Consider the following 26,682-nt stretch of genomic DNA (forward strand, 5'->3'; position numbering starts at 1 on the left):
CCATCACGTCCTGTGTTGGCCTTGTGATTGGACGGTGTCACCGCCCTGCTCGGACGTCAGTTGGAGAAGACAGCCCCGGAGCCCAGGCGGTTCATCGCCCGGACTCCTGGCGCGCGTCACACAGGCGGGTGCTACCGCGTCCCGGGGGCAGCGAGGAAGCCGCGCTGCACCAGGGACGAGAGGTAGGTTGAAATCAGGGAGGCATCCACCGAGGGACAGGCCGTCCCCGTTCCTCCCAGGGCCTTCAACGTGTTCCCGCTGTCGCAGACCACCATCCGCGGCCCGCCCACGCTCCGGTCCTCCGGAGGCACCTGCTGGAGGAACATGAGCAGGTCTCCCAGCTCGCTGTCGGACGGAGCCGCCACGCCCAGCTCGGCGAGCCATTCGTCATACGGGAGGACTCGCAACCCGTACCCGAAGGAGCGCATGTGGCTCCACATCTCATCGGCGCGCACGAACCGCGGGTTGACCAGGTGATACGTCTGTCCGAATGACGCCGGGCGCAGGGACAAGTCCACGATGGCGCTGCTGACGTAGTCGACAGGCGTCACATCGAGCAGGGCCTCGACACGGGGGGCGCTGCCCATCCGCACGCACCCCTTGAGGGTCCTGCACACCAGGTCATCCGTGTTCCAGGCTCCCGTGCGGCTGTGCCCTGTCACCCGTCCCGGTCGATGGAGCGTCACGGGGAGCCCACGACGCGAAGCCTCCCTCACGAGCTTCTCGGCGACCCACTTGCTCTGGGCATACCCGCCCACGAGGCTCTCCGCCCCCTCCAGGGGCTCGTCCTCCAGAATCGGTGTCTGGCGCCCCAGCGGCAACACGGAGACGGTGGAGACGTAGTGCAGGGGCTTGATGCGCGTGCGCATCGCCAGCCGGAGAATCTCCCGCGTGCCGAGCACATTGGCCGCGCGCATGGACTCGTAGGGGTAGAGGAAATTGACCAGCGCGCCGTTGTGGTAGACGGCGTCCACCTCCTCCGCGAGTCGCTGGAACTCCGCTTCGGACAGGCCCAGCAGGGGCAGGCCGATGTCCCCCTGAAGGGGAACGATGCGCGACGCCAGGGCGTCGCTCCACAGTGAGTAGCTCTCCAGATTCTTGCGAATCCGGTGCATGCCGTCCTGCGCTGACTTGGAGCGCACCAGGCAATAGATGCGCGCCTCCGTCTTGCGGCAGAGTTCCTCCAGCAGGAAGGCCCCGAGGAAGCCCGTGGCGCCGGTGAGCAGGAGGGTGCGCGCGGCGCCCGTCAGGGGCGGCAGTGCGTCGCCTGGCTCCAGGGCCGCATCCAGCACGGCATCCGCTTCCATCTCCGCCACCACGTCGTGGGTCGGCAGCGAGCCCGTCTTCGCGGCCTCGATGGTCCGTGCCATCTCCTCCAGCGTCGGAGCCTGCAACAAGGCCCGCAGCGGAATGTCCGCTCCAGACTCCGCCCGCGCGAGCACGAGCACCCGGTAGAGCAAGAGCGAGTGCCCGCCCAGTTCGAAGAAGTGGTCATGGATACCCACCTGCTCCACCCCCAGGACCTGGCGCCAGATGGCCGCCAGCGACACCTCCCCGGGAGTCCTGGGCGCGACGTGCTCCTTGCCGGCCCCCGAGCGCGGACGCTCCGGCGTCGGAAGCGCGGCGCGGTCCACCTTTCCGTTCGGCGTGAGCGGCAGCGCCTCCAGGCTCACGAACAGGAAGGGCACCATGTACTCCGGCAACCGGGACTTCAGGTGGTCGCGCAGCTCCGCCGGCTCGGGAGCCTTCTGCTCGCGTCCGACGACGTAGGCGACGAGCTGCTTGTCCGCCCCCAGTCCATCACGCACGACGACCACGGCGTCACGGACGTTCGGGTGCTCCATCAGGGCCGCGCCAATCTCGCCCAGCTCGATGCGGAACCCCCGCAGCTTCACCTGGTGGTCCATCCGGCCCAGGTACTCGAGCTGTCCGTCCGGCAACCACCGCGCCAGGTCCCCCGTCCTGTACAGACGCTCGCTGGTGCCTCCGGCGAAAGGGGACGCGATGAACCGCTCCGCGGTCAGCTCCGGCCGGTCCAGATACCCTCGCGCCACACCGTGGCCGCCGATGAAGACCTCGCCCGGCACGCCCACGGGCATCGGCTCCCGGTGCGCATCCAGCACGTACACCTGGGTGTTTCCGACAGGGCGCCCGATGGTCGGCGTCTGTCCACGGCTCACGCGGGTGAACGTGGAGTAGGTCGTGGTCTCGCTCGGGCCATAGAGGTTGAACACGTCCCGCACATGGCCGAGCTGGTAGATGTGGTCGACCAGTGACGCCGCGAGGGCCTCACCCGCCAGGTTCACGATGACCACCGAGGACGGCACCGCGCCCGCTCGCAGCAGCGCGCCCATGGCCGAAGGCACGGTGTTGATGAGCGTCACCTCCCGCGCCGCGGGGAGCTCCGACACCTCCAGCGCGTTCTTCGCCACGATGACCTTCGCCCCCAGACACAGCGGCGCGAAAATCTCGAAGACCGACAGGTCGAAGCAGATGGACGTCGAGGCCAGCGTCCCCGCGAGCGCCTCCGGGGAGAAGACGCTCAGGGCCCAGGTCAGGAAGGCCACGGCGTTGCGGTGGTCAATCATCACGCCCTTGGGCTTGCCGGTGGAGCCCGAGGTGTAGATGAGATACGCGAGCGCGTCGGGTGACGTGACCTGCTCGGGGTTCGTGTCCGGCTCCGCGCCAATGGCCGGCGCGTCCGTATCCAGGCACACCACTCGCGCCTGGGTGGCGGGCAGCTCCGGGACGAGACGCTGCTGCGTGAGCAGCACCGGCACCCGGGCATCCTCGAGAATCAGCGCCAGCCGCTCCTTCGGATAGGCGGGGTCCAACGGGACGTAGGCGCCTCCGGACTTGAGGATGGCCAGCAGGCCGATGACGAGGTCCTCGGTGCGCTCGACACAGAGGCCCACGCGAGCCTCGGGCTGGACACCGAGCCGTCGCAGATGATGCGCCAGCTGGTTCGCCCGGCGATTGAGCTCGGCATAGGTGAGCCGCGTGTGCCCGCTCACCACGGCCACGGCCTGGGGCGTCCGCTCCACCTGGGCCTGCACGAGCTGCTGCATGCACAGCGCGGGGACGTCGAGCACCGGACCGTTCCAGTCGGTGAGGAGCCTTCCGCGCTCCGCCGGGGACAGCAGCGGCAGCTTCGACAGGGGTGCCTCCGGCCGGGCCACGATGGCCTCCAGCAGGACCTGGAGGTGCTCCACCATCCGCTCCGCCGTCGAGGCGTCGAAGACCTCGCGCGAGTACTCGAGCATGCCGCCCAGGCCGTTGTCGCCCGAGGCCAGGATGAGCGAGAGCTCGAACTTGGCGACGCCCTCCACGCTGCCGTCCGGCGCGCCGTTCAGGAACGACCAGCGCGTCCCCGGCAGCTCCAGCACGGGCGCGGGGATGTTCTCCAGCGTGAAGCAGGCGCGCACCAGCGGGTTGAGTCCGCCCTCTCGCGAGGCGCCCACTCCCTGCACCACCTCGCTGAACGGCAGCGACTGGTGGTCCAGCGCCTCCAGCACGACCTTGCGCGCGCGGGCCAGCCACTGCGCGAAGGTCGGCTCCCCCGAGAAATCACAGCGCAGCGCGAGGGTATTGGCGATGAAGCCGAGGAGGTCCGCGGGCGTGTTTCCCCGGTTCGCGATCACCGTTCCCACACCGAAATCAAGCTGTCCTGAGTAACGGTGCAGGAGCGCCGAGAACGCGGCGAAGAGCACCATGAAGAGGCTGCAACCCTCCCGGTGGGCCAGCTCCCTCAAGGCCTCGCTGAGCGCGGGTGAGAAGGCGACGGGAATGGTGGCGCCACGATGGCTCGTGGACGTGGAGACCGCATGGTCCACGGGGAGCTGGAGCGGCGGCAGCCCCTGGAGCTTCCCCTTCCAGTACGTCCGCTCGCGGGCACCCGACTCCCCCGCCAGCCACGCACGCTCGCGCAGGGCCGACTCGGCGAACTGCATCGACACGGGCGGCAGCACGGGCGTCTGTCCCCGGACAAAGGACGCGTACAGCGCCGACAGCTCGCGCACGAAGACGCCGAGCGACCAGCCATCCGTGATGATGTGGTGCTTCGTCACGAAGAGGGCGTGGTCGTCGGGGCCCAGGGCCACCAGGGTGACCCGGAAGAGCGGTCCCGTCGCCAGGTCGAACGGCTGCCGGGCCACCGCATCCGAGCGCCGCTGGATTTCCTCTTCACGCCGCGCCTCGGTGAGCCCTGGCAGCTCCACCACGGTCAGCGCCACGCCCGCATCAGGTGACGCGATGACCTGCCGGGGACTGCCCTCCACCTCCGGGAAGCGCGTCCGGAGCACCTCGTGCCGCCGGACCAGCTCCTCCAGGCTCCGGCGCAGGGCCACGGTATCGAGCGCGCCTCGCGCCCGGAGACCGAGATGGACGTTGTACTGCGCCGTGCCGGGCGAGAGGCGGTCCAGGAACCAGAGCCGCTCCTGCCCGCTGGACAACGGGATGACCTCGGGCCTCGCGAGAGGCAGCGCCGGCGCGCTCGACGACACCTCGCGCGCGGAGTGCTTCCCCAGGAACGCCAGGATGTCACCCTTGTTCGCGGACAGCTCGGCGCGCAGCTCCGGAGTGAGGACGGCCTTGCCCGCCTCGACCACCAGCTTCTCTCCGTCGACACGCAGGCGCACACCCCTGGCGGCGAGGGTGCTCAACAACTCACGGACACTCATAGAACGAAGACCTCGTTGTCGTCAGCGGCGGCCGCATCCATCACCGGCCTGGTACCCTCGTCCGCACGCGCGAGCGTCTCGGCGAGGTTGCGATCCATGACTTCACTCTGGAGATGCGCGCAGAGCGCCTCCAGCGTCGGGTGCTTCCAAATCAACGAGGCGGGCAGTGACAGCGCCAGCCCCGCGGCCAGCCGGTTGCGCAGCTCCAACCCCATCAGGGAGTCGAGGCCGAAACCCTGGAGCGGCGCATCCGGAGCAATGCGCGCCGAGTCCAGTCGCAGGACACGGGCAAGCTGCTCGCGGACGAATTGCTCCAGGGCCGCCCGTGCCTCTTTCGGGGACGCGGTCTTCAGCGTCTCCAGCAGGGCCTCGTTCCCCGGCTCGCGGGCCTCCGCGCCCGAGCCAGCGGGGACCAGCTCCGACAGCCACGGGGACGAGCGCGCGCGCGGATAGAACTCCACCCACTTGCGCAGCTCCAGCGGCATGACCGCCATCTGCGTCACCTCACCATCCAGCAGTCGCCCCAGAATCGCGTGGCCTTCCGCGGGCGTCAGACTGTCCGAGCCTCGCTGCGCCAGCCGCTCGCCCCGGTTGGACTGCGCCGCGGCCAGACCGACCTCCGAGAAGGGGCCCCAGTTGATGCTCAGGCCCGGCAACCCCAGCGCTCGACGATGGTGGGCGAGCGCGTCGAGGAAGGCGTTGGCTGCCACGTAGTTGCCCTGCCCCGGTGCTCCGAACAGGGAAGCCGCCGACGAGTACAGCACGAAGAAGTCGAGCGGCGCCTCGCGCGTCAGGACATGCAGGTTCCAGCCTCCACGCACCTTGGGCGCCATGACGCGCTGGAACCGCTCCACCGTCTGCTGCGACAGCACACCATCATCCAGCACTCCGGCCGCGTGGATGACACCTCGCAACGGGGCCTCATCCCGGACTGTCTCCGAGAGCACCCGGGCGAGCTGCGTGCGGTCGGACACGTCCGCCCGAGCCACTCGCACCCGCGCTCCGGCGGCCTCGAGCGCGGCCACGTCCTGCTGCTGCTCCGGTGTCAGGGCCGTGTCGCGGCCAATGAGCACGAGGTGACCGGCGCCCTGCTCCACCATCCACTTCGCCACCGCGAAGCCGAGCCCACCGAGCCCACCCGTGACGAGATACGTCCCATCGGCGCGAAGCCGCTTCGCACCCACCGAGGGGACCACCACGCGCGCCTTCGGGTGATTCAAGGTGAAAGAGTTCACCCCGGAGGCGACGGAGGGAAGGCCTCTCACCTCGAACGCGTCCTTCACCTCCTGCCACAGACGAGCAAAGCGCTCGGGCCTGCGTCGGGCGAAGGCAGGCACGTCCACTCCGCACCAGGCGACGTTCGCATCCCCCACGGGAGCCGGCACGGAGGACGCACGCAGGTCGAAGACGCGCGCGCCTTCGCCCAGCACCACGAGGCTCCGGTCGAGTCCGACAGCGCCCGGCGCGACCACGGCCAGCTCCACTCCGCTTCCTCCCGTCGCGGCCAGGAGCCGGGTGACGAAGGTCTCCTCGCCCGGGTCCACGACATGGTCGGCTCCGAGTTCCCGCAGCGAGGCTCGCTGCTCGGTCGTCGTCGCCACGGCGAAGACCTCCGCCCCCACCCACCTGGCCAGCTTGACCGCCGCCCTCCCGAGCCCGCTCGAAGTCCCCAGAATCAGCACGCGGCCCCGCTTCTCCAGTCGGCCCAGGTGGAACAGCGCGTACCAGGCGGGAAGGATGGCCGCCGCGAGCGCCGCTGCGTCCTCGTGTGATGAGGACGACGGGCGGAGGGCCGTGCACACCACGGGCACACACACGTGCGACCCGAGGCGCGACGCCACCAGCGCGACCCGCTCCTCGCCGAGCACGACATCCTTCACACCTTCGCCCACGGCGACGACGCGCCCACTGCACCCGATGACGCCACCTTCTGCTTCCCACGGCTCGGACTCGAGCCCTCCATGGGAGGCCACGGAGACCTCGATTTCGAGTTCGCCCGGCCCGGGTGGGCGCCGTGTATTCGCCCTCCGCTCCAGACGACCTCGCACGTCCCGCTCCAGGAGGAACGGGTGTCCCGCCGAGGGGACCACGGCCTCGCCAACGGGCCTGCCGGGAACACCGCGCACGATGCGGGCGACATGGCGCCCATCCGCGCGCAGGGAGATCTCCTCCTCCGCGTCCGCCACGAGCAGCTCCCGCACCAGCGCGACGCCCGCATCACCCGAGCCCAGGGCAGCGGACACATCCACTCGCGTGCACTTCAGCTCAGAGTGCTCGTGCGCGAGCGTCCGGCCCAGGCCCCACAGCGGAGCCTGGAGCACGTCCGAGGCGGACCGACCGTCAGAGCCATGATGGACACCTCGCGTGACGAGCCACAGCCTGGGCGGGCTCGACAGGCCCGCACGGCCAAGCGCCTGGACCAGATGCAGCACGCCACCACACCCCATCAGCGGGTCCACCTCGCGAGGCTCCTGGCCCGTCAGGTGAATCACGCCGCGTGGCTGCGAGCCCGCGCCGAAGGCCTCTGACAGCACCGCATCGAAGGCCTGGGGCGAAGCCGTGTCCACGACCCGGCGCCCCGGGCCCGCACCCGTGACGTCGACCCGGAGGACCTCGCCCTGTCGCTCTCGCAGCAGGGACTCGACCGTGTCGGAGAGTTCGCTGCCGTCCGCGATGAGCAACCAGCGCCCACCCGCCTCGGTGCCCGAGGACGGGACAGGCTCGACAGCCGGCGCATGCCGCCATTCCTGCGCGAAGAAGAGGTCCCTCCCCGTGCCCTCCGCGACCGGCATGTCCAACTGCTGGACGCGCAGCCCGAGCGCCTCCACCTGGAGCCGGCCAGACGCATCACGCAGCTCCAGGTCGAACGTGTAGACACCGCCGCGCGCCCCCTCCAGGGGACGCAACCGCACGTGGCAGAAGACCTCTGTCCCCGGCTGCTCGTGAAGCCGCAGGTTCGCGAGCGCCACGGGAACGGCGGGGCCCGCATCCTGGGCGAGGTCTTCCTGGGGAACGGCCGCGGCCACCAACTGGAAGCACGCATCGAGCAACGCGGGATGGATGCGATACGCCGACGCCCGCGCCACGAGCGGCTCCGGCAGACGGACATGTCCGAGCGCTTCGCCTCGGCCACGCCACACCTGCCGCACACCCTGAAACGCCGGTCCGTAGGCCACGCCACCGCGCGCCAGCGCCTCGTAGTGCGCCGCCGACTCCATCACCTCCGGGCAACGCGCCCGAATCGCATCGAACGACTCGGGTGTGGGGACGGACAGCGCTTCGTCCATGGGACGCAGGTGCCCCACGACATGCGCCATCCAGCCCGCCGGGGCATTCGCCTCCGTGCCCGCCTTCTGACTCGAGAGCTGGAACGAGAGGACACCCTCGCGCTCGCCGCTCAGCGCCAGTTGCACGGTGCGCTCATGTCCCTCGGGGAGCAGCAGGCCCTCCTTGAAGGACGTGTCGACGAGCTCGTGCGCCGTCCCACCGGTCAGCTCCCGCGCCGCCGACAGCGCCATCTCCAGATAGGCCGCGCCCGGCACCACGCACTGCCCGCCCACGCGGTGGTCCGCCAGGAACGAGGGCTCGCGCGCGCTCAGCGTGGCTTCCCAGAAGCGGCTCTCCGTCTGCACGGACGTGGTGAACGACGCACCCAACAGCGGATGCCCCCCCACTCGCGCGACGCGACCGCGAGAGGTGGCCGGCTTCAGCTCCAGCCAGTGCCGCTCGCGCTGCCATGGATACGAGGGGAGCGCGACGCGACGGCGCTTGTCCGGATGCAGCCGGAGCCAGTCCACGCGGTCCACGCGGGTGGAAATCGCTCCCAGGGACGAGAGCAGGCATGGCCACTCTTCCTGCTCTCGGAGCAGGCTCGGCACCACGAGCCCGCGACCCGACGTGTCCCCTTCCCTCAACATCGCATCCACGAAGGGCACGAGGATGGGGTGCGGGCTCAGCTCGATGAACAGGACGTTTCCATCCTGGATGAGGCGCTGCACCGCGTCCGCGAACAGCACGGGCTGGCGCAGGTTGCGCACCCAGTACGAGGCGTTCAGCTCCTGGCCCTCGATGGGGGCACCCGTCACCGTGGAGTAGAGCGGCACCGTGCCGCCGGTGGGACGCACGGCCGCCATCCGCTCCAGCAGCTCCTGCCGCAGCGGGTCCATCTGCGGGCTGTGCGAGGCCACGTCCACCTTCACCCAGCGGCAGAACACCTCGCGACGCTCCAGCCGCTCCATCACCTCTTTCAGCGCCGCGGGGTCTCCCGACAGCACCGTGGCCTTCGGGCCATTGCTCACTGCGATGGCGATGCGGTCCTCGGCGCCCCGAATCTCCGCCTCCGCCTGCTCGCGGGAGAGGTCCACGACGGCCATGGCGCCCTTGCCACTGACGCGCCGGAGCAGCTTGCTCCGCTCACAGATGATGCGCGCCGCGTCCTCCAGCGAGAGCACCCCCGCGACGTGCGCCGCAGCCACCTCTCCCATGCTGTGGCCCACCACAGCGTGAGGCTCCAGCCCCCACGAGCGCCACACCGCCGCGAGCGCTACCTGCAAGGCGAACAGCGTCGGCTGGATGACGTCGATGTCATTCCAGCGAGGTTGCTGTCCGGGCTTCGTCAGCAGCTCGCGCAAGGACCAGTCGACATGACGGCCGAGCGCCTCGTGACACCGGTCGATGGCCTCCCGGAACGTTGCGTCCCGCGCGTACAGCTGCTGTCCCATTCCCAGCCACTGCGAGCCCTGGCCCGGAAAGACGAAGACAATCCGCTGTCCGGCTCCGCTGCCCCGGCGCCCCACCGACAGGCCCGCGTGGCTCTCCCCGGCGGCGAAGGCGGCGAGCTGCGCGAGGAGCTCCTCCCTGGACTTCGCCGCGAGGGCGAGCCGGTGCTCATGGTGCGTCCGGCCCAGCGTCGACGTGGCGCTGATATCGGCGAGCGAGCCCGGCGCCTCGCCCTTCAGGAACGCGCTCCAGCGCTCCGCCAGCGAGGACAGCGCTCCGGGCGTCTTCGCGGACAGGACCACGAGCCGCGCCTGGGCCTCCTCGTCCGACGCGGCGGGGACGGTGGCGGAGGGAGCCTCCTCCAGCACGACGTGCGCGTTGATTCCGCTGAGCCCGAAGGAGCTCACCCCCGCGATGCGCCGTCCCTCGTGGGCGGGCCAGGGCACCCGCTCGACGGGGACGCGGGCCGGAATGCGGTCCCACTCCACATGCGGGTTGGGGGTGCGGAAGTGCAGATGCGGGGGAATCTCCTGGTGCTGGAGCGAGAGGATGGTCTTGATGACCCCGGCGATTCCGGCGGCGGGCTCCAGGTGTCCGATGTTCGTCTTCACCGAGCCGATGAAGAACGGCCGGTCCTCCGGACGCCCCTTGCCGAGCACGGCGCCCAGCGCCCGCAGCTCTATCGGGTCACCCAGCGGGGTGCCCGTCCCGTGGGCTTCGACGTACCCCACCAGGGCCGGGGCGATGCGCGCGTTGTCGAGCGCCCGCTGGACCACCGCCTGCTGCGACGGCCCATTGGGAACCGTCAGGCCACCGCTGGCCCCGTCATGGTTGACGGCGGAGCCGCGAATCAACGCGAGGATGGAGTCACCGTCCCGCTGCGCATCCGAGAGCCGCTTGAGGACGAGGACACCACACCCTTCGCCTCGCACGTACCCGTCCGCGGCCGCGTCAAAGGTCTTGCACCGGCCATCACTCGCGAGCGCCTGCATGCTGCACAGGCAGATGGTCGTCTCCGGCGAGAGGATGAGATTCACGCCGCCCGCCAGCGCGAGGTTGGACTCTCCTCTCCGGAGGCTCTCACTGGCCAGATGGAGCGCGACCAGCGAGGACGAACACGCGGTGTCCACCGGCATGGCCGGCCCCTGCAACCCGAGCACGTACGAGACGCGGCCAGGAACGAAGCTGTAGCCGTTCCCCGTCGCCATGTACCCGTCGAAGCGCGTCGCGTCGTTCTCCTTCAGCAGGCGCGCCATGTAGTCGCTGGACATCACGCCCATGAAGACGCCGGTCTTGGTGCCCGCGAGTTGATGGGGTGCCAGGCCCGCGTTCTCCAACGCCTCCCAGGCGACCTCCAGGACGAGCCGCTGCTGCGGGTCCAGGCTCGCCGCCTCCCGGGGAGAGATTCCGAAGAACTCCGCGTCGAAGTTCTCCACGTCGTCGAGGAAGCCTCCCCGCGTCCCGTACATCTTTCCGGGCAGGCCCCGCGTCTCGTCGAAATGGCCGGGCACATCCCAGCGGGACTCGGGCGTCTCGCGCAGCGCATCCACGCCGTCGCGCAGGACCTTCCAGAAGGAAGGCCCGTCGACGGCGCCCCCTGGGAATCGGCACCCCATCCCCACGACGGCGATGGGCTCGGTCCGGGCACGCTCCACCGCGTCGAGGCGTGACTGCATCTTCTCCACGAGCAACGCGGCGCGCTGGAGCGCGGACGGCTCGGCTGACTTTTCCTGCTGGCTCATGACCCTTCTTCCATCAGTGCGGAGAGCTTCGCCTCCAGGGAGGCGGCGAGCTCATCCTGCGAAAGCTCCATGATGCGTTCGAGCAGCGCGGAGTCCTGGACCTCTCCCCGCGCCTCGCCAACGGGCTGCGTCTCCAGGCCGTAGACCTCGCCGAGCAGGTAGCTCGCGATGGCCTCCGCCGTCGGATAGTCGAAGACGAGCGTCGCCGGCAGCGACGTCCCCACGGTCTTCTGCAAGCGATTGCGCAGCTCGAGCGCCATCAGCGAATCCATGCCCACTTCGAACAACCGCTCCCGGGGCTCCAGCGGCGCCGACGCATCCAACCCGAGCACGCGCACCGCCTCGCCCTGCACGTGCTCCAACAGCAGCGGCATGCGCTGGCGGGGCTCCGCCGACTCGAGCCGACGCCGGAACTCGGAGGCCGAGGGTCCGGTGTCCTCGGTCGCCGACGCCGGGCTGACCAGCTCCGCGAGCAGGGTGGGCGCCGTGCCTCGCGGGTACTGCGAGAGGTAGCGCTGCCACTGGATTCGCAGCAGGGTGAGCTGCGGCTGCTCGCGACCGAAGGCCCGGCTGAAGGCCTGGAGCGCCTCGGCGGGAGTGAACGCCTCGATGCCCTGCGACTGGTAGCGGGCCGCGAGCTGCGCGGCCATGCCGACCTCGGCCCAGGGGCCCCAGTTGATGCTCAGCGCCGGAAGCCCCAGCGCCCGCCGGTGATGTGCCAGCGCGTCCAGGAAGGCATTGGCCGCCGCGTAGCTCCCCTGCCCCGGCGCGCCGAGCAGCGTCGACGCCGACGAGTACAGGACGAAGAAGTCGAGCGCCCTGTCCTTCGTCAACGTGTGGAGGTGCCAGGCTCCGTCCACCTTGGGTGCGAGCACCCGGGCGAACCGCGACCAGTCCTGTTGCAGGAGCATTCCATCGTCCAGGACACCCGCGGCGTGGACCACCCCGCGCAGCGGCGCCAACCGCTCTGCTTCCTCGGTGGCGCGGCGGACGTCTTCCAGCTTCGACACGTCCGCCTGGACGACCAGGACCTTCGCGCCCGCCGACTCCAGGGCACGGAGGGCCTGCTGGACTTCGGGCCGGGCTCCGCCTCGTCCGACGAGCACGAGGTTGCGCGCGCCCTGCTCCACCATCCACCCGGCCAGCGACAGTCCCAATCCACCGAGGCCACCCGTGAGCAGGTAGCTGGCGTCCGGCAGCAACCGGGGCATGCCGTTGCGTGGCTCCTCCCGCGAGGCGCGAAGCCGGGCGACATGGCGCTGGCCTTCGCGAATCACCACCTGTCGCTCTCCGTCACCCGCGCTCAGCTCGCGCCAGATGGCCGACGCGTCGTCTCCGGAGCCGGAGGGGTCCAGGTCGATGAGCGCGCCGCACCGCTCGGGGTGCTCCTGCGAGAAGACGCCGCCCAGGCCCCAGAGGGGCACCTGGCTCAGCGCGAGCGGCGACGGCTTGGACGCCAGCGCCCGGGCACCCCGCGTCACCATCCAGAGACGCGCGGCCGAAGCCGAGGCCACCAGCGCCTTGGCCAGATGAAGCGCGCTGCCTCCGCCCAGTTGGTGAGCCTCTCGCAGCGACTCCACGTCCTCCCCTTCGGGCCCACGCATCGCCCAGAGATGGACGACGCCCCCGAGCGACTCGCCGGGCAGCACCGCTTCCACGAGCAGTCGCTCGTAGTCCTCGGCGGACCGGGCATCGAGGGTGAAGCGGTCCTCGCCGTGGCGGACGTACGCCGCACCCGGTTGGACCAGCACGGGACGACGGCCACTCTTCATGAGCCGTTCGGCGAGCGCCTCCGCGAGTCCCGACTCGTCCGCGAACACGAGCCAACGGCCCGTCGCGGGCGCGCCCTCGGGCAGGGGCTGACGCTTCCAGGCGAGTTCGTAGAGGGTGTCACGCTGGCCATGGCGCAGCACCGCCATCAGCGCTTCGCGCGGGGCGCGCTTGTGCTTCAGCCCTTCAATCTCGATGAGCACCCGGCCTTCGGCGTCCACCACGTACACGTCGCCGGTGATGACCTCACCCACGGCCTCCTCCGCATCGCGGCGCACGGCATAAGCCCACACCGGCCCGGTCGGCTGCTCGTGGAAGCGGAAGCGCTCCACGGAGATGGGCACGTAGACGGTGCTCAACTGGGCGTCCTCGCTGATGAGGTCCGTGCCCATCGCCTGCAGGAAGGAGTCGACCAGTCCCGGGTGGACAAACAGGCTCCGGTCATCGCCCTCCGTCGGCGAGCGCATCTGGCAGAGCGACTCGCGCCCGCCATTCTGGACGCGCTCAATCCAACGGAACGCGGGGCCGAGGTTGAACCCGATGTCCCAGTTGCGCTCGTAGAGTCCGCCTCCGAGCTGGCGCGAGCAGCGCGCCTCGATGTCCTGCCGGGAGATGGGCGCCGGGCGCGCGGCCCCTTCGCCGCCCACCTTGAGCGTCCCCGTGCCGTTCAGCAGCCACCCCTCGGTGTGCTCGTCGGCGGTCGCGGAGAGGCTGTAGATTTCGAAGTCGTACCGGCCCTCTCCCTTGGGGGCGAGGACGAGTTGCACGAACTGCTCCTCCTCGTCCGCGAGCACGATGGGCTGGGAGAAGAGGCACTTCTCGATGGTGTACGGCCCCGTCCCGAACGACTGCGCCGCCGTCGCGATGATGCGCGCGATGTGGCACGAGCCGGGCACGACGATGGTTCCGTAGAGCCGGTGGTCCTCCAGGAACGGCAGGGAGCGCGCGCTGTAGCGGCCCTCGAACACGAGCGACTTGCTCAGAGGTGAGAGCACCCGCTGACCGACGAGCGCCTGCGCGCTGGTGATTGACGAGACGGGGCGCGGGGCCTTGGCGGCCTCCAGCCAGTGCCGCTGGTGCTGCCACGGGTAGACGGGAAGCGCGACGCGCGAGCGGTGACGCTCACCGTTCAGCGCGGCCCAGTCCACCGCCACGCCCTGGGTGTAGAGCGAGCCCAGGCTGAAGAGGATGTGCGGCTGCTCGGGCTGTCCCTGGCGCAGTGACGGCAACCAGGTGCCCGCGTCGTCTCCGAGCCCCTTGAGCGCCATGCCGGTGAGCGTCGGATGCGGGCCGACCTCCACGAACACGGTGCCGCCGAGCGCTCGCAAAGCCTTCAGTCCGTCGTGGAAGCGCACCGCGCCCCGCACGTGGCGGCGGAAGTACGCGGCGTCCAACACAGCATCCTCCGCGAGGACCTGGCCCGTGACGTTGGAGGCCAGGTGGATGCGCGGCGCGTGGAGGACCACCTCGCCCGCCACCTTCTCGAACGCCTCCAGCATCGGGTCCATGAGCGGCGAGTGGAATGCGTGGGACACCGTGAGCCGCCGGGCCTTGATGCCCTTGGACTGGAACCCGGTGGCGAGGGCCTCTACCGCCTCACGCTCGCCGGAGATGACGGTGTCCGCCGGCCCGTTGACCGCGGCTATCGAGACCCGGTCCGCGTACGGCGCCAGCGCCTGCGTGACCTGCTCCTCGCTCGCGGAGATGGCCACCATCTCGCCATCGCGAGGGAGGGCCTGCATGAGCCGCGCGCGCTCGGTGATGAGCCGCAGGGCGTCCGCCAGCGTCATCACTCCCGCCACGCAGGCGGCGACGTACTCGCCGACGCTGTGCCCCAGCACCGCCCAGGGCTCCACGCCCCAGGAGCGCCACAGCTCCGTCAGGGCGTACTCCAGCGCGAAGAGCGCCGGCTGCGTGTACGCCGTGTCGTCGATGCGCGAACCCGTCCCGTGCATCACGGAGAGGAGCGACTCCTCCCAGGTGCCCGCGAGCAGGGCGTCGCAGCGGTCCAGGGCCGCGCGGAAGACAGGCTCGGTCTCATACAGCTCCCGGCCCATGCCCGCGTACTGCGAGCCCTGACCGGTGAACACGAAGACGATTTTGGGAGGCTCGCCCTCGAAACGGTGCTGGGCCAACCGGGCCACCTCTTCTCCCCTCGCGAGCGCCAGCAGTCGCTCCCGGGCCTGCTCCGCCGAGTCCACGACGACCGCGAGCCGGTGTGAGAAGCCCGTGCGCTGCGTGTTCGCGGCGTGGCAGACATCCGCGAGCGACAGCTCCGGTCGCGCGGTGAAGTGCTCACCGACCCGCGCCGCGAGCTGCGAGAGCGCGCCCTTCGTCTTCGCCGACAGCGCGAGCACGTGCAGGCTTCGCTCGGGCTGTGCCGTGAGCGGCTCGGGCGCGGGTGCCTCCTCCACGATGACGTGCGCGTTGGTGCCGCTCAGGCCGAAGGCGCTGATGCCGGCGATGCGCGGACGCGTGCGCTCGGGCCAGGGCGTGGCCTTCGTCGGGATGTCCAGCGGGAAGCCGTCCAGCTCGATGTGCGGGTTGAGGCGCGTGAGGTGCAGGTGCGGCGGCACCACGCCGTGCCGATGGGCGAGCACCACCTTGATGAGCCCGGCGATGCCCGCCGCCGCCTCCAGGTGGCCGATGCTGGTCTTCACCGAGCCCATCAACAGCCGCTGCTCGGACGTGCGGCCCTCACCGAGCACCTTGGCCACGGCCTGGACCTCGATGGGGTCGCCCAGGGACGTGCCCGTGCCGTGCGCTTCGATGTAGTCCACCTCCGAGGGGGCCACGCCCGCGTTGGCCAGGGCGGCGCGGAGGACCTGCTGCTGTGCATCCCCGTTGGGGACGGTGAGCGCGCTGCTCGGGCCGTCATGGTTGACCGCCGAGCCCCGGATGACGGCGAGGATGTCGTCCCCGTCCCGCTTCGCGTCGGACAGGCGCTTGAGGACCACGATGCCGCAGCCCTCGCTGCGCACGTAGCCATCCGCCGAGGCATCGAACGTCTTGCACCGTCCGTCCTGGGACAGGGCCCGCAGCTGCGCGAGGTAGATGGTCGAGTGCGGCGCGAGCGTCATGTTGACGCCACCCGCGAGCGCCAGGTTGGCTTCTCCCGAGCGCAGGCTCTGGCAGGCCAGGTGCACCGCCACCAGCGACGAGGAGCACGCGGTGTTCAAGCTCATCGTCGGCCCCTGGAATCGGAGCAGGTAGGCCAGCCGGCCCGCGGCGAAGCTCGCGTCGTTGCCCGTGGCGATATACGCGTCGCCCGCGGCCGAAGCGCTCCCCACCCCGTTGAGCATCGCGTACTCGTTGCTGCCAATGCCGATGAACACACCCGTGCGGGTGTTCGCCAGTCGCCCCGGCGCGAGCCCCGCGTGCTCCAGGGACTCCCAGGCCACCTCCAGCAGCAGGCGCTGCTGCGGGTCCATGTTCGCGGCCTCTCGCGGGGAGATTCCGAAGAACTGCGCGTCGAACTGGTCGGCGTCGTCCAGGAACCCGCCCCAGCGGGTGTAGGTCTTCCCGGGAACGCCCGGCCTCGGGTCGTAGTAGTCGTCGACCTTCCACCGCGAGGCAGGCACTTCGCGGATGGCGTCCACGCCGCCCTCCAGCAGTTGCCAGAAAGCCTCGGGGCCCGAGGCCTGGGGCACGCGGCAGCCCATGCCGACAATCGCGATGGGCTCCGTCGCGTTGCTCGCGGACCGGACCGTCTCCTCCTTCGCCACCACGTCCAGTTGGAGCACGTCCTGAAGGAGATAGGTCGACAGGGCCAGCACCGTCGGCTTGTCGAAGGCAATCGTGGTCGGAAGCTGGACGCCGAACCGGGCCACCAGCCGCCGCCGCAGCTCCACGGCGGTGATGGAGTCCATGCCCGTATCGAAGAAGCCCTGCTCCAGCTTGACGGAGGCGCTCGACGGGAAGCCGAGCACCCGGGCCACTTCGTCACGCACCCAGGCCGTCACCAGCTCCCGGCGACGAGCAGGAGAGGCGTTGCGCAGCGGCGCGAGCTCGTCGCTCCCGGAAGGCAGCGACACCGGCCGCGGCGCGGGCACGGAAGCAGGGCCGAGCGCCTCCAGCATCGGCTTGCGCGACCGCGACTCGTACACGGACTTGAAGAGGCTCCAGTCCATCTGGGCGACGGTGCGCTGGGTCGCATCCGTGGTGAGCAGTGCCCCGAGCAGTTGGAGCCCACCCTCCACCGAGAGACCGCTGACGCCCATCCGCTCGAACCAGCGCAGGCCTTCTTCGGCGACCATGCCTTCGGCGGCCCACGGCCCCCAGTTGATGCTCAGCGCGTGCTGGCCCTTCGCACGACGGTGGTGGGCCAGCGCATCGAGGAACTGATTGCCCGCGGCGTAGTGGCCCATCCGGGCCGAACCCCACACGGCGGAGACGGACGAGAAGTAGACGGTGAAGTCCAGGTCCAGCCCTTGCGTCGCCTGGTGCAGCACCCAGCCGCCCCACACCTTCGGACGCAGGATGGCGGCGAGCGCCGCCTCGTCCATCGTCTCGAGCGGCTGGACGGTGGACACACCGGCGGCGTGGATGATGCCCTTCAGCGGCGCGGGCCCTTGCTGGATGAGCCCGATGACCTCCGCCATGCGGGTCGGGTCACCCACGTCCGCGCTGAGGGCGTGGACGACGGCGCCCTCGGCTTCGAGGGCTTCGATGGCCGCCACCTGCCGGCCCACGTCGCTCTCGCGCGACAGCGCTGGCCACCCGGCACGGTCAGGCAGCCCCCTGCGGCCCAGCAGCACGAGGTGCCGCGCGCCCTTGGAGACCAGCCACTTCGCCACATGCAGCCCCAACCCACCCAGGCCCCCCGTGACGAGGTACGCCGCGTCCGCGCGAAGCGCGACAGGCGTGAGCCCGGGTGCCGGAGCCGAGGGGACGAGGCGCGCCACGTAGCGGACTCCGCCACGGAAGGCCGACTGGTCCTCTTCATCCGCGCCGGACAGCTCGCGCCACAGCGTCTCCACTTCACCCTCGGAAGCGCTCGGGTCCAGGTCCAGCAACCCACCCCAGACCTCCGGGTGCTCCAGCGCCATGACGCGACCGAGGCCCCACAGGGGCGCATACAGCGGCGAGCCTCCCGTGACCCCACCCACGGCCTGGCTTCCGCGTGTGCACAGCCACAGCCGGGCGGCGCTCTCGGCCCCCTTGCGCATGAGTGCCTGCGCGAGGCGCAGCGCCGCGTGGACTCCGAGCTGCTGCGCGGACTCGACCTGCGCGAGCGTGGGCTCGGAGACCGGCGCGACCTCCGCGCCCCACAGGTGGACGGCGGCGCGGACGGGGCCCACTTCCTGAAGCAACCGGTCGAAGTGCTCGGGGCTTCGCGGATTCAGCGACCGCACCCCGGGGCCCTGGACCGCTTCTTCGTCACCCGGGATGACCAGCCAGCACGGCTCGCCCCGCTTCTCGAGCAGGGCCGCCAGCGCGGCGCCCATGCCCTCGCGGTGACCGAAGACCAGCCACGTCCCCTCATCGCGAGGCGCGCGCGGTGAAGCAGCCCCGCGCTCACGCACCTGCCAGGTGAGGTCGTAGACCCAGCCCTCCGGCCGCTTCGCCTCCGAAGCGGGCGCTGCGGCCACCACCGAAGGGGCCTTCGCGTCGTCGGACTCAATCCAGTACCGCGAGCGCTGCCACGGGTAGAGCGGCAGCGCCGCCAGCCGGCCTCCCGACGGGAAGAGGCGCCCCCACTCCACGGGGAACCCCTTCACGTGGAGCCCGCCCAACGCGCCGAGCATCACCGTCTGGCCATCCCGACCCTTGCGCAGGGACGGCACCGCCGCGCCTTCCAGCTCGCGGCGCTCCAGCATCTGGAGGACATACCGGCCCAGCGCGGGCTGCGGCCCCAGCTCCACGAAGAGCCGTTGGCCCTCATCGAGCAGGGCGCTCATGGCGTCGGAGAAGCGCACGGCCTCCCGGATGTTGCTCGCCCAGTAGGTCGCATCCAGCGACTCACCTTCGATGACCTGGCCCGTCACCGTCGAAATCATCGGGATGGACGTCGGCCGCGTCTCGAGCCGGCCCAGAGCCTGGACGAGCTCGGCCTGGAGCGGGGCCATCTGCTGGCTGTGGAACGCGTAGTTCACCCCCAGGTCGCGCGTGGAGACACCCCGCGCGCGCAGGGCTTCGAGCACCTCTCCGAGTGCCGCCGGCTCTCCCGAGAGGACGACGGCGCGCGCGTCGTTGATGGCGCCCACCGACAGCCGCCCGGCGTAGCGCGTCAGCTCCCGCTCGGCCTCCTCGGGCGACAGCTCGACCGAGGCCATGCGGCCCTGGCCCGTCACCCGCTGCATGATGCGGCTGCGATGCGCCACCAGGCGCGCGGCCTCCGCGAGGCTCAGCGCCCCGGCCACGTGCGCGGCGGCGATCTCACCCACGCTGTGTCCCACGACGGCGACCGGGACAACCCCGAGCGCGCGCCAGGCCGCCGCGAGCGCGACCTGGATGGCGAAGATGGCGGGCTGTGCCACCTCCGTCTCGTCCAGCCGCGACGCATTCCCTTCGACTTCGAGCGCCTGGATGATGGAGGCACCGGTGTGCGGGGCCAGCAGCGAGTCGCACTCGCGCAGCGCGGCGGCGAAGACCGCGTCGCGTGCGAGCAAATCCCTGCCCATGCCCTGCCACTGCGAGCCCTGACCACCGAAGACGAAGACGACCTTCTCCCGTCGGCTCTCGGCGAGCCCCGTCGTGAGGTACGGCGGCGCCGCGCCCTCCAGGAAGGCCTGGAGCTGCTCGCCCCACTCCTGCCGCGAGCGGCCCGCCACCGCGAGCCGATGCTCGTAGGGGTTTCGTCGGAGCGCGGCGGTGTAGGCGACGTCTTCGAGATTCGGTGCCTGGTCCTCCGGTAGTTTCAGCAGCTCCTGGTACGAGCGCGCCAGCGCCCGCAGCGCACCCTCGCTCCTCGCGGACAGCGCGAGGAGCTGGGCTCCCACGTCGGTGGCCTCGGGAGCGGGCGGCGGCGTGGGGGCCTCCTCCAGGATGACGTGCGCGTTCGTCCCGCTGATGCCGAAGGAACTCACGGCCGCGTAGCGACGCCGCTGGGACACGGGCCACGGCTGCTGCCGCGTCGGGATGACGAAGGGCGTGTCCTCGATGGAGATGCGAGGGTTGAGCGCCTTGAAGTGCAGGTGCTTCGGGATGGCTTCGTGCCGCAGCGCGAGCAGGACCTTGATGAGGCCCGCCATGCCGGCGGCGGCCTCCAGGTGTCCGAGGTTCGTCTTGGCGGAGCCCAGGTAGCAGAGAGAGCCGTCCTCGCGGCGCGCGCCGTAGGTCTCCCGCAGCGCCTCCACCTCTATCGGGTCACCGAGCGGCGTCCCGGTGCCGTGCGCCTCGATGTAGCCAATGTCCTTGGGTGACAGGCTCGCGGCCGCCAGGGCCTCGCGAATCAGCGCCTGCTGGGACAGGACGTTGGGAGTCGTCAGGCCGGTGGAGCCACCATCCTGGTTCACCGCCGAGGCGCGAATCACGCCGAGGACGTTGTCCCCCTGGGCCAGGGCATCGGAGAGCCGCTTCAGCACGACGACGCCGCAGCCCTCGCCACGCACGAAGCCGTTCGCCCTCGAATCGAACGTCCGGCAGCGACCGTCGGGAGACAGCGCCGTCAGCTTGGAGAGCCAGGTGCTGGGCCGCTGGGAGAGCAGCAGGTTGACGCCGCCGACGAGCGCCGCGTCGCACTCGCCGTTGCGCAGGCTCTGTCCCGCCAGGTGCAACGCCACCAGCGAGGACGAGCAGGCCGTGTCCACGGACAGCGCCGGGCCGCGCAGGTCCAACAGGTACGACAGGCGTCCCGCAATCACGCTGTTGGAGCAACCGATGACCGAGTAGACGTCGCCCGCGACATCGCGCTCCGCCTGAAGCATGGCGTAGTCATTGCCGCAGACGCCGACGAAGACACCCGTCCGGCTGCCCACCAGACGCGACCTGGGCAACCCCGCGTCCTCGAGCGCCTCCCAGGCGACCTCGAGCAGCAGTCGCTGCTGCGGGTCCATCGCCACGGCCTCGCGAGGGGCGATGCCGAAGAACTCCGGGTCGAAGCCATCCACCCGGTCCAGGAAGCCACCCCAGCGCGTGCCCTTGTGCTCCGCCGCGTCCGTGCTGCTCCGCCAGCGGTCCGAGGGGACCTCGCGGACGGCGTCCACGCCTTCACTCAGCAGCCGCCAGTACGCTTCGGGAGCGTTGGCGCCGCCCGGGAAGCGGCAGCCCATGCCGACGACGGCGAGCAGTTCGGGGCCCTGTCCGGAGGAAGTCTCCGGGGCGGACGTCCGTGTCTGCTTTACCGAGGGGCGAGCCGAGGGACGCGCCTCGGCGTCGAGCGCGGGCTCCAGCTTGCTGAACAGGTACTCCGTCAACGCCTGCACCGTGGGGTAGGCGTAGACGAGCGTCGCGGACAGCGTGAGCTTCAGACCCGATTCGATTCGGTTGCGCAGCTCCAGGCCCGTCAGGCTGTCCATGCCCACGTCGCCGAAGGGCTGGTCGGCTTCGATGCGCGCCGGCTCCATGCGGAGGATGCGCCCGAGCTGTTCGCGCAGGTAGGACTCCAGAAGCCCCCGTCGCCGGGCTGGCTCCGCCGCCGCCAGTTGCTCGCGCGCGTCGCCCTTGCGCGAGGGCTGCGTGCTCGCCCGCTCCTGCATCAGCACGGAGAGGAAGGGCGACTGCGCCGCGCTCAGATAGAACTCACGCCACTGCCGCAGGTCCAGCGGCACCACCGCCACCTGCACGGCCTCGCGCGCCAGCAGCCGGCCCAGCGCATCGAGGGCCTGCGACGGCGGCATGTTGCCTACGCCCCGCAGCGCCAGACGGTCGCCCCGGCTCGTGGCCACGGCCGCGAGGCCCACCTCGGCCCACGGCCCCCAGTTGACGCTCAGCGCGGGAAGGCCCGCCGCGTGGCGGTGATGGGCCAGCACGTCCATGAAGGCGTTGGCCGCCGCATAGTTGCCCTGCCCTGGCGAGCCCAACATCGACGCCGCCGAGGAGAACATCACGAACAAATCCAGGGGCCGCCCCTGCGTCTGCGCGTGCAGGTTCCATGCGCCCTGGACCTTCGGCGCCAGCACCGTGCGCAGCCGGGTCTCATCGAGTTGCGTCAGCACGCCATCGGCGATGACGCCGGCCGCGTGGACGATGCCTCGCAGCGGCGGCAGCTCCGCGTCCATCGTCCCGAGCAGGCGCGCCACCTCGGCGGCGCTCGTGACGTCCGCGCCGTAGACGCGCACCTCGACTCCGCCCGCTCGAAGCTCTCCGAGCACGCGAAGCGCCTCCTCGGAGGGAGCGCTCCGTCCCGTCAGCGCCAGGTTGCGAGCCCCCCGCTGGACGAGCCACTTCGCCACCTCCAGCCCCAGGCCTCCCAGGCCGCCGGTGATGAGGTAGGTGCCCGCCGGGGAGAGTTCACTCGGCTCCGAAGCCACTCGCTCGGAGGTACCCCGCTCCAGCCGCGCGACGTGACGAGACGTCCCACGCAAGGCGATGCGGTCTTCCGCCCCATCCGCGAGGAGTTCCTCCGTCAGCGACGCCAGCTCCTCGGGTGAGGGCTCCGCGCCCAGGTCCACGTGCGCGCATCGCAGCTCGGGATGCTCGTGGGTGATGACCGCGGCGAGCCCCGACAGGAAGGCCGCGGCGGGCGCGCCAGACGGCTCGCCCTGGGCCAGCACCTGCATGCCCGCCGTCACCAGCCACAGTCGAGGGGTGTCACGCCAGCCGCGCTGTGCCCACGCCTGGAGCAGGTGAATCACGCTGGTGCCACCCAGGGAGACCGCGCGCTCGAACGCCTCGGGCTTCGACACGTCGGACGCCACATCGAGCCCGAAGAGGTGCACCATGCCTCTGCACGGCGACTGCTCGCTGAACGCATCGCGCAGGAGCGCCTGGAAGTCCTCGAGCCGGGAGGGATTGACGCGGTAGTGCTCCGCGTCGAGCCGCTCGTAGGCGGCGCCCACCTCCACCACGACGCTGCCTCCGGAGCGCTCACCGAGTCCCGTGGCCAGCGACGCGCCCAGGCCCCGCGTGTCCGCGAAGACGAGCCAGCGGCCCTCGCCGCGCGCGCCCACCGTCCCCGTCGGACGCGGCTGCGACCGCCACTGGACGGAGTAGAGCCAGCGGTCCACTTCATCGACGGGGGCGCTGGTGACGGAGACCTTCTTGCACACCAGCCGCCGCACCTCCGCCACCACCCCACCCTGGTCATCCAGGAGCGTGACGTCGCACTCGATGGCGCTCGAACCCGTGGCCGCGCCACTGACGATGCGAACGTGGCTCCAGAGCCCGGCCGACGGGGGGCGCGACAGGACGCGCAGGTGCTTCAGCTCCACGGGGACGTAGACGCCCCCTTCGCTGTCGATGCTCTCCAGCGCCGCGCCCAGGACCTGGAAGCAGCCGTCGAGCAGCGCCGGATGCAGGCTGTAGTGCGCCTCCGAGGCCGTCAGCTCGCCTTCGAGCCGCACGCGGCCCAGCGCCTCACCGTCCGCCCGGTACAGCTCCCGCACGACACGGAAGGTGGGGCCATAGTCCAGCCCGATGTCCCGGAGCGTCTCGTAGTGCGCCTCGACCGGGGACTGCTCACCCAGCCGCGCGCGAAGCTCCGCGAGCACGACGGGGGCCGTGTCCGCCGCGACCTCGCCCTGTCGCAGCGAGCCTTCGGCGTGGAGCGTCCAGTTCAGCTCGTCCGAAGGCACCTCGCGCATGACGGGTGCGCTGAAGAGGCGGAACGTGTGGGCCCCCGGACGCTCCGTCGACAGCCAGAGCTGGAGGACCCGCTCCTCGTCCTCGGGGAACGACATCAGCGCGCTGAAGGTCACATCCTCCAGGGAGACGGGCTCTCCGAGCGTCTGCCTCGCCGCGCTGAGCGCCATGTCGGCCATGGCCGCCGCCGGCAGCGCGGGCACGCCCTGGACGCGGTGCTCCGCGAGCAGCGGGAAGTGCTTCGGTCCCAACTGCACCTGCCACAGGCGGGAGACGTCTCCCTGCGCGGACAGGTCGATGCGCTCACCGATGAGCGGATGCCCGGAGGCGGTCCGCGACGAGCGCGCGGCGCGGGAGACAGGCTCCATCCAGAAGCGCTCGCGCTGCCAGGGATACGCGGGCAGTGGCACGAGCTGCCCCTTGCCCGGATACACGCGGTTCCACGCGACGCGGTGGCCCGAGGCATAGAGGGAGCCCAGTGAAGCCAGCAGGGTGTGCCGCTCCTCCTCGCCCCGCCGCAGGGAGGCGAGCACCAGGCCCTGCTGCGTGCCCTCCGCGCCCATCGTCTGCTCGACGGCCGGGAGCAGGACGGGGTGGGGGCTCACCTCGATGAAGAGGGTGTGCTCGCTCGCGAGGAGCCGCCGCGCCGCCGCCTCGAAGCGCACCGGGAGCCGGAGGTTGTTGCCCCAGTGGGCCGCGTCGAGCTTCGCGCCGTCGAGGAACTCGCCCGTCACGGTGGAGCAGAGGGGCACGTCCGAGGCGCGCGGAGTGATGCGTGCGATGCGCCCTTCCAGCTCCCGACTGATGACCTCCACCAGCGGGGTGTGCGACGGCACGTCCATCTTCACCCAGCGGGTGAAGACACCCCGGTGCCCGAGCGCGTCGACCGCTTCCTTGACCGCCTCCGGGTCTCCGGACAGGACCTGCGAGCGGGGGCCATTCAGGCCTCCCAGCCAGAGCCTGCCACTCCAGGGACGGATGGCCTCCTCGGCCTCCTCCGCGGAGAGCTCGACCATCGCCATCGTCGCGCCCCGCCCACCCAGGGTGCGCATGAGCTTGCTGCGGTGGCAGATGATGAGGACGGCGTCCTCGAGGCTGAGCGCCCCGGCCACGTGCGCGGCGACCACCTCGCCCATGCTGTGACCCATCACCGCGTCCGGCTCGATGCCCCACGAGCGCCACAGCGCCGTGAGGGCCACCTCCACCGCGAAGAGCACGGGCTGGTTGACGTCAATCTCCGCCAGACGCGAGTGCTGCTCGTCCGCGGCGATTTCGTCGAGCACGCTCCAGCCCAGGTGGGGCCGCAGCGCCTGGTCCACCTTGACGAGCGCGTCGCGGAAGACAGGCTCTTGCTCCATCAACGCCCGCCCCATGCCGGCGCGCTGCGCGCCCTGCCCCGGGTAGACGAAGACGACCTTGCGGCGCGCGCCGAACGACTTGCGGCCCGTCCAGGTGTCCGCGGGCTGCTCTCCTCGCGCGAAGGCCCGAAGCCGCTCGGCGGTGCGCTCGCGGGAGTCCGCCAGCACCGCGAGACGGTGGGCGTGGTGCGTGCGGTGCGCTGAGGCCGTGTAGCAGACGTCCGCGAGGCTTCCGCCCCCGTCCCGACCCAGCCGCTCCGCATGACGCTCCGCGAGCGCCTGGAGCGCCTCCCGGCTGCGCGCGGACAAGGGCAACAGCTCCGGACGCTGGGGCAACACGTCCTTCACCGGGGACGCCGGTGCCTCTTCGAGGATGACGTGGGCATTGGTGCCACTGATGCCGAAGGAGCTGACGCCCGCGCGACGCGGCTGCCCGGCCACCTCCCACGGGGTGAGCCGCGTGGGGATGGTGAGCGCGCTGCCCTCGAGCTGGATGCGCGGGTTGACCTGCTTGAGGTGCAGGTGCGCCGGGATGCGCTGATGCCGCATCGCGAGGACGACCTTCATGATGCCCGCGACGCCCGCCGCGGACTCCAGGTGCCCCAGGTTGGTCTTCACCGAGCCGACGCCGCACACGCCGCCGTCAGCGCGCGGGACGCCGTAGGTCTCCCGCAGCGCCTCCGCCTCTATCGGGTCGCCGAGCGGCGTCCCGGTGCCGTGTGCCTCCACGTAGCTCACGTGCTCCGGCTTCAGCCCCGCGTTCTCCAGGGCCTGACGGATGAGCGCCTGCTGCGAGAGCACGTTGGGGGTGGTGAGCCCCGTCGACTTTCCGTCCTGGTTGATGGCCGAGCCGCGAATCGTCGCCAGGATGTGGTCGCCGTCGGCGAGCGCGTCGGAGAGGCGCTTGAGGACGAGCATTCCGCAGCCCTCGCCTCGGGTGAAGCCGTTGGCGGAGGCGTCGAACGCCTTGCTCCGGCCATCCGGAGACAGGGCCTGCAGCTTGGACACGAGCAGCAGGGACTGCGGCGAGAGGATGAGGTTCACGCCGCCGGCGAGCGCCAGGTTGCACTCGCGGGCCCGCAGGCTCTGGCATGCCAGGTGGAGCGATACGAGCGAGGACGAGCACGCCGTGTCCACCACCAGGCTCGGCCCCTGGAGGTTGAAGAGATAGGACAGGCGGCCGGACAGGACGCTCGCGGCGACGCCCGTGGCGCTGAACGCGTCTCCCGTCTCCGGCTGCTCCACCTGCATGCAGTGGTAGTCGTCGTTGCAGGCGCCGATGAAGACGCCGCTGCGGCTGCCCGAGAGCTTGTCGACATCCAGCCCCGCGTCCTCGAGCGCCTCCCACGCCACCTCGAGCAGCAGGCGCTGCTGGGGGTCCATCTGCACCGCTTCACGCGGGGAGATGCCGAAGAAGCCCGGGTCGAAGCCATCCACCGCGTCCAGGTAGCCGCCCCAGCGCATCGCCCCTTCACCCAGGCCGGAGACCTCATCCCGCCGCCAGCGCTCCAGCGGAATCTCCCGCACGGCGTCGACACCGGCCTCGAGCAGCCGCCAGTAGGCGTCCACGTCGTCGGCCTGAGGGAAGCGGCACGCCATGCCCACGATGGCGATGGGCTCCTTCGCGGCACCTTCCACCGCGTTCAGCCGCGTCTGCATCTTCTCCAACGCCACCAGCATGCGCTTGGCGGGGGACAGCTCGCTGGACTCGTCGTTGCGGTTTGCCATGGG

At 70.9% G+C, this 26,682-nt stretch carries 3 protein-coding genes; all 3 read right to left on the reverse strand.

Translation table 11 applies throughout. The features are described from left to right. Positions 1–131: 131 nt before the first annotated feature. The 3 genes from HUA78_RS07780 to HUA78_RS07790 are packed head-to-tail and all read right to left on the reverse strand — an operon-like array spanning position 132 to position 26,679. Positions 132–4,679: a non-ribosomal peptide synthetase gene (locus HUA78_RS07780; protein ID WP_174475988.1), complete on the reverse strand. Its 4,548-nt coding sequence runs from the start codon at positions 4,677–4,679 to the stop codon at positions 132–134. Then, positions 4,676–11,140: a type I polyketide synthase gene (locus tag HUA78_RS07785; RefSeq protein WP_174475989.1), complete on the reverse strand. Its 6,465-nt coding sequence runs from the start codon at positions 11,138–11,140 to the stop codon at positions 4,676–4,678. The genes HUA78_RS07780 and HUA78_RS07785 overlap by 4 nt, the downstream gene beginning before the upstream one ends. Further along, entirely contained in the window at positions 11,137–26,679 is a 15,543-nt protein-coding gene (locus tag HUA78_RS07790; protein WP_174475990.1) for a type I polyketide synthase, read from the reverse strand. Before HUA78_RS07790 ends, HUA78_RS07785 begins: the two co-directional genes overlap by 4 nt. Between the last annotated feature and the right edge of the window lie 3 nt (positions 26,680–26,682).

Origin of the sequence: Myxococcus sp. CA033 (genome assembly GCF_013336625.1) — a bacterium.
GTDB lineage: Bacteria > Myxococcota > Myxococcia > Myxococcales > Myxococcaceae > Myxococcus > Myxococcus llanfairpwllgwyngyllgogerychwyrndrobwllllantysiliogogogochensis.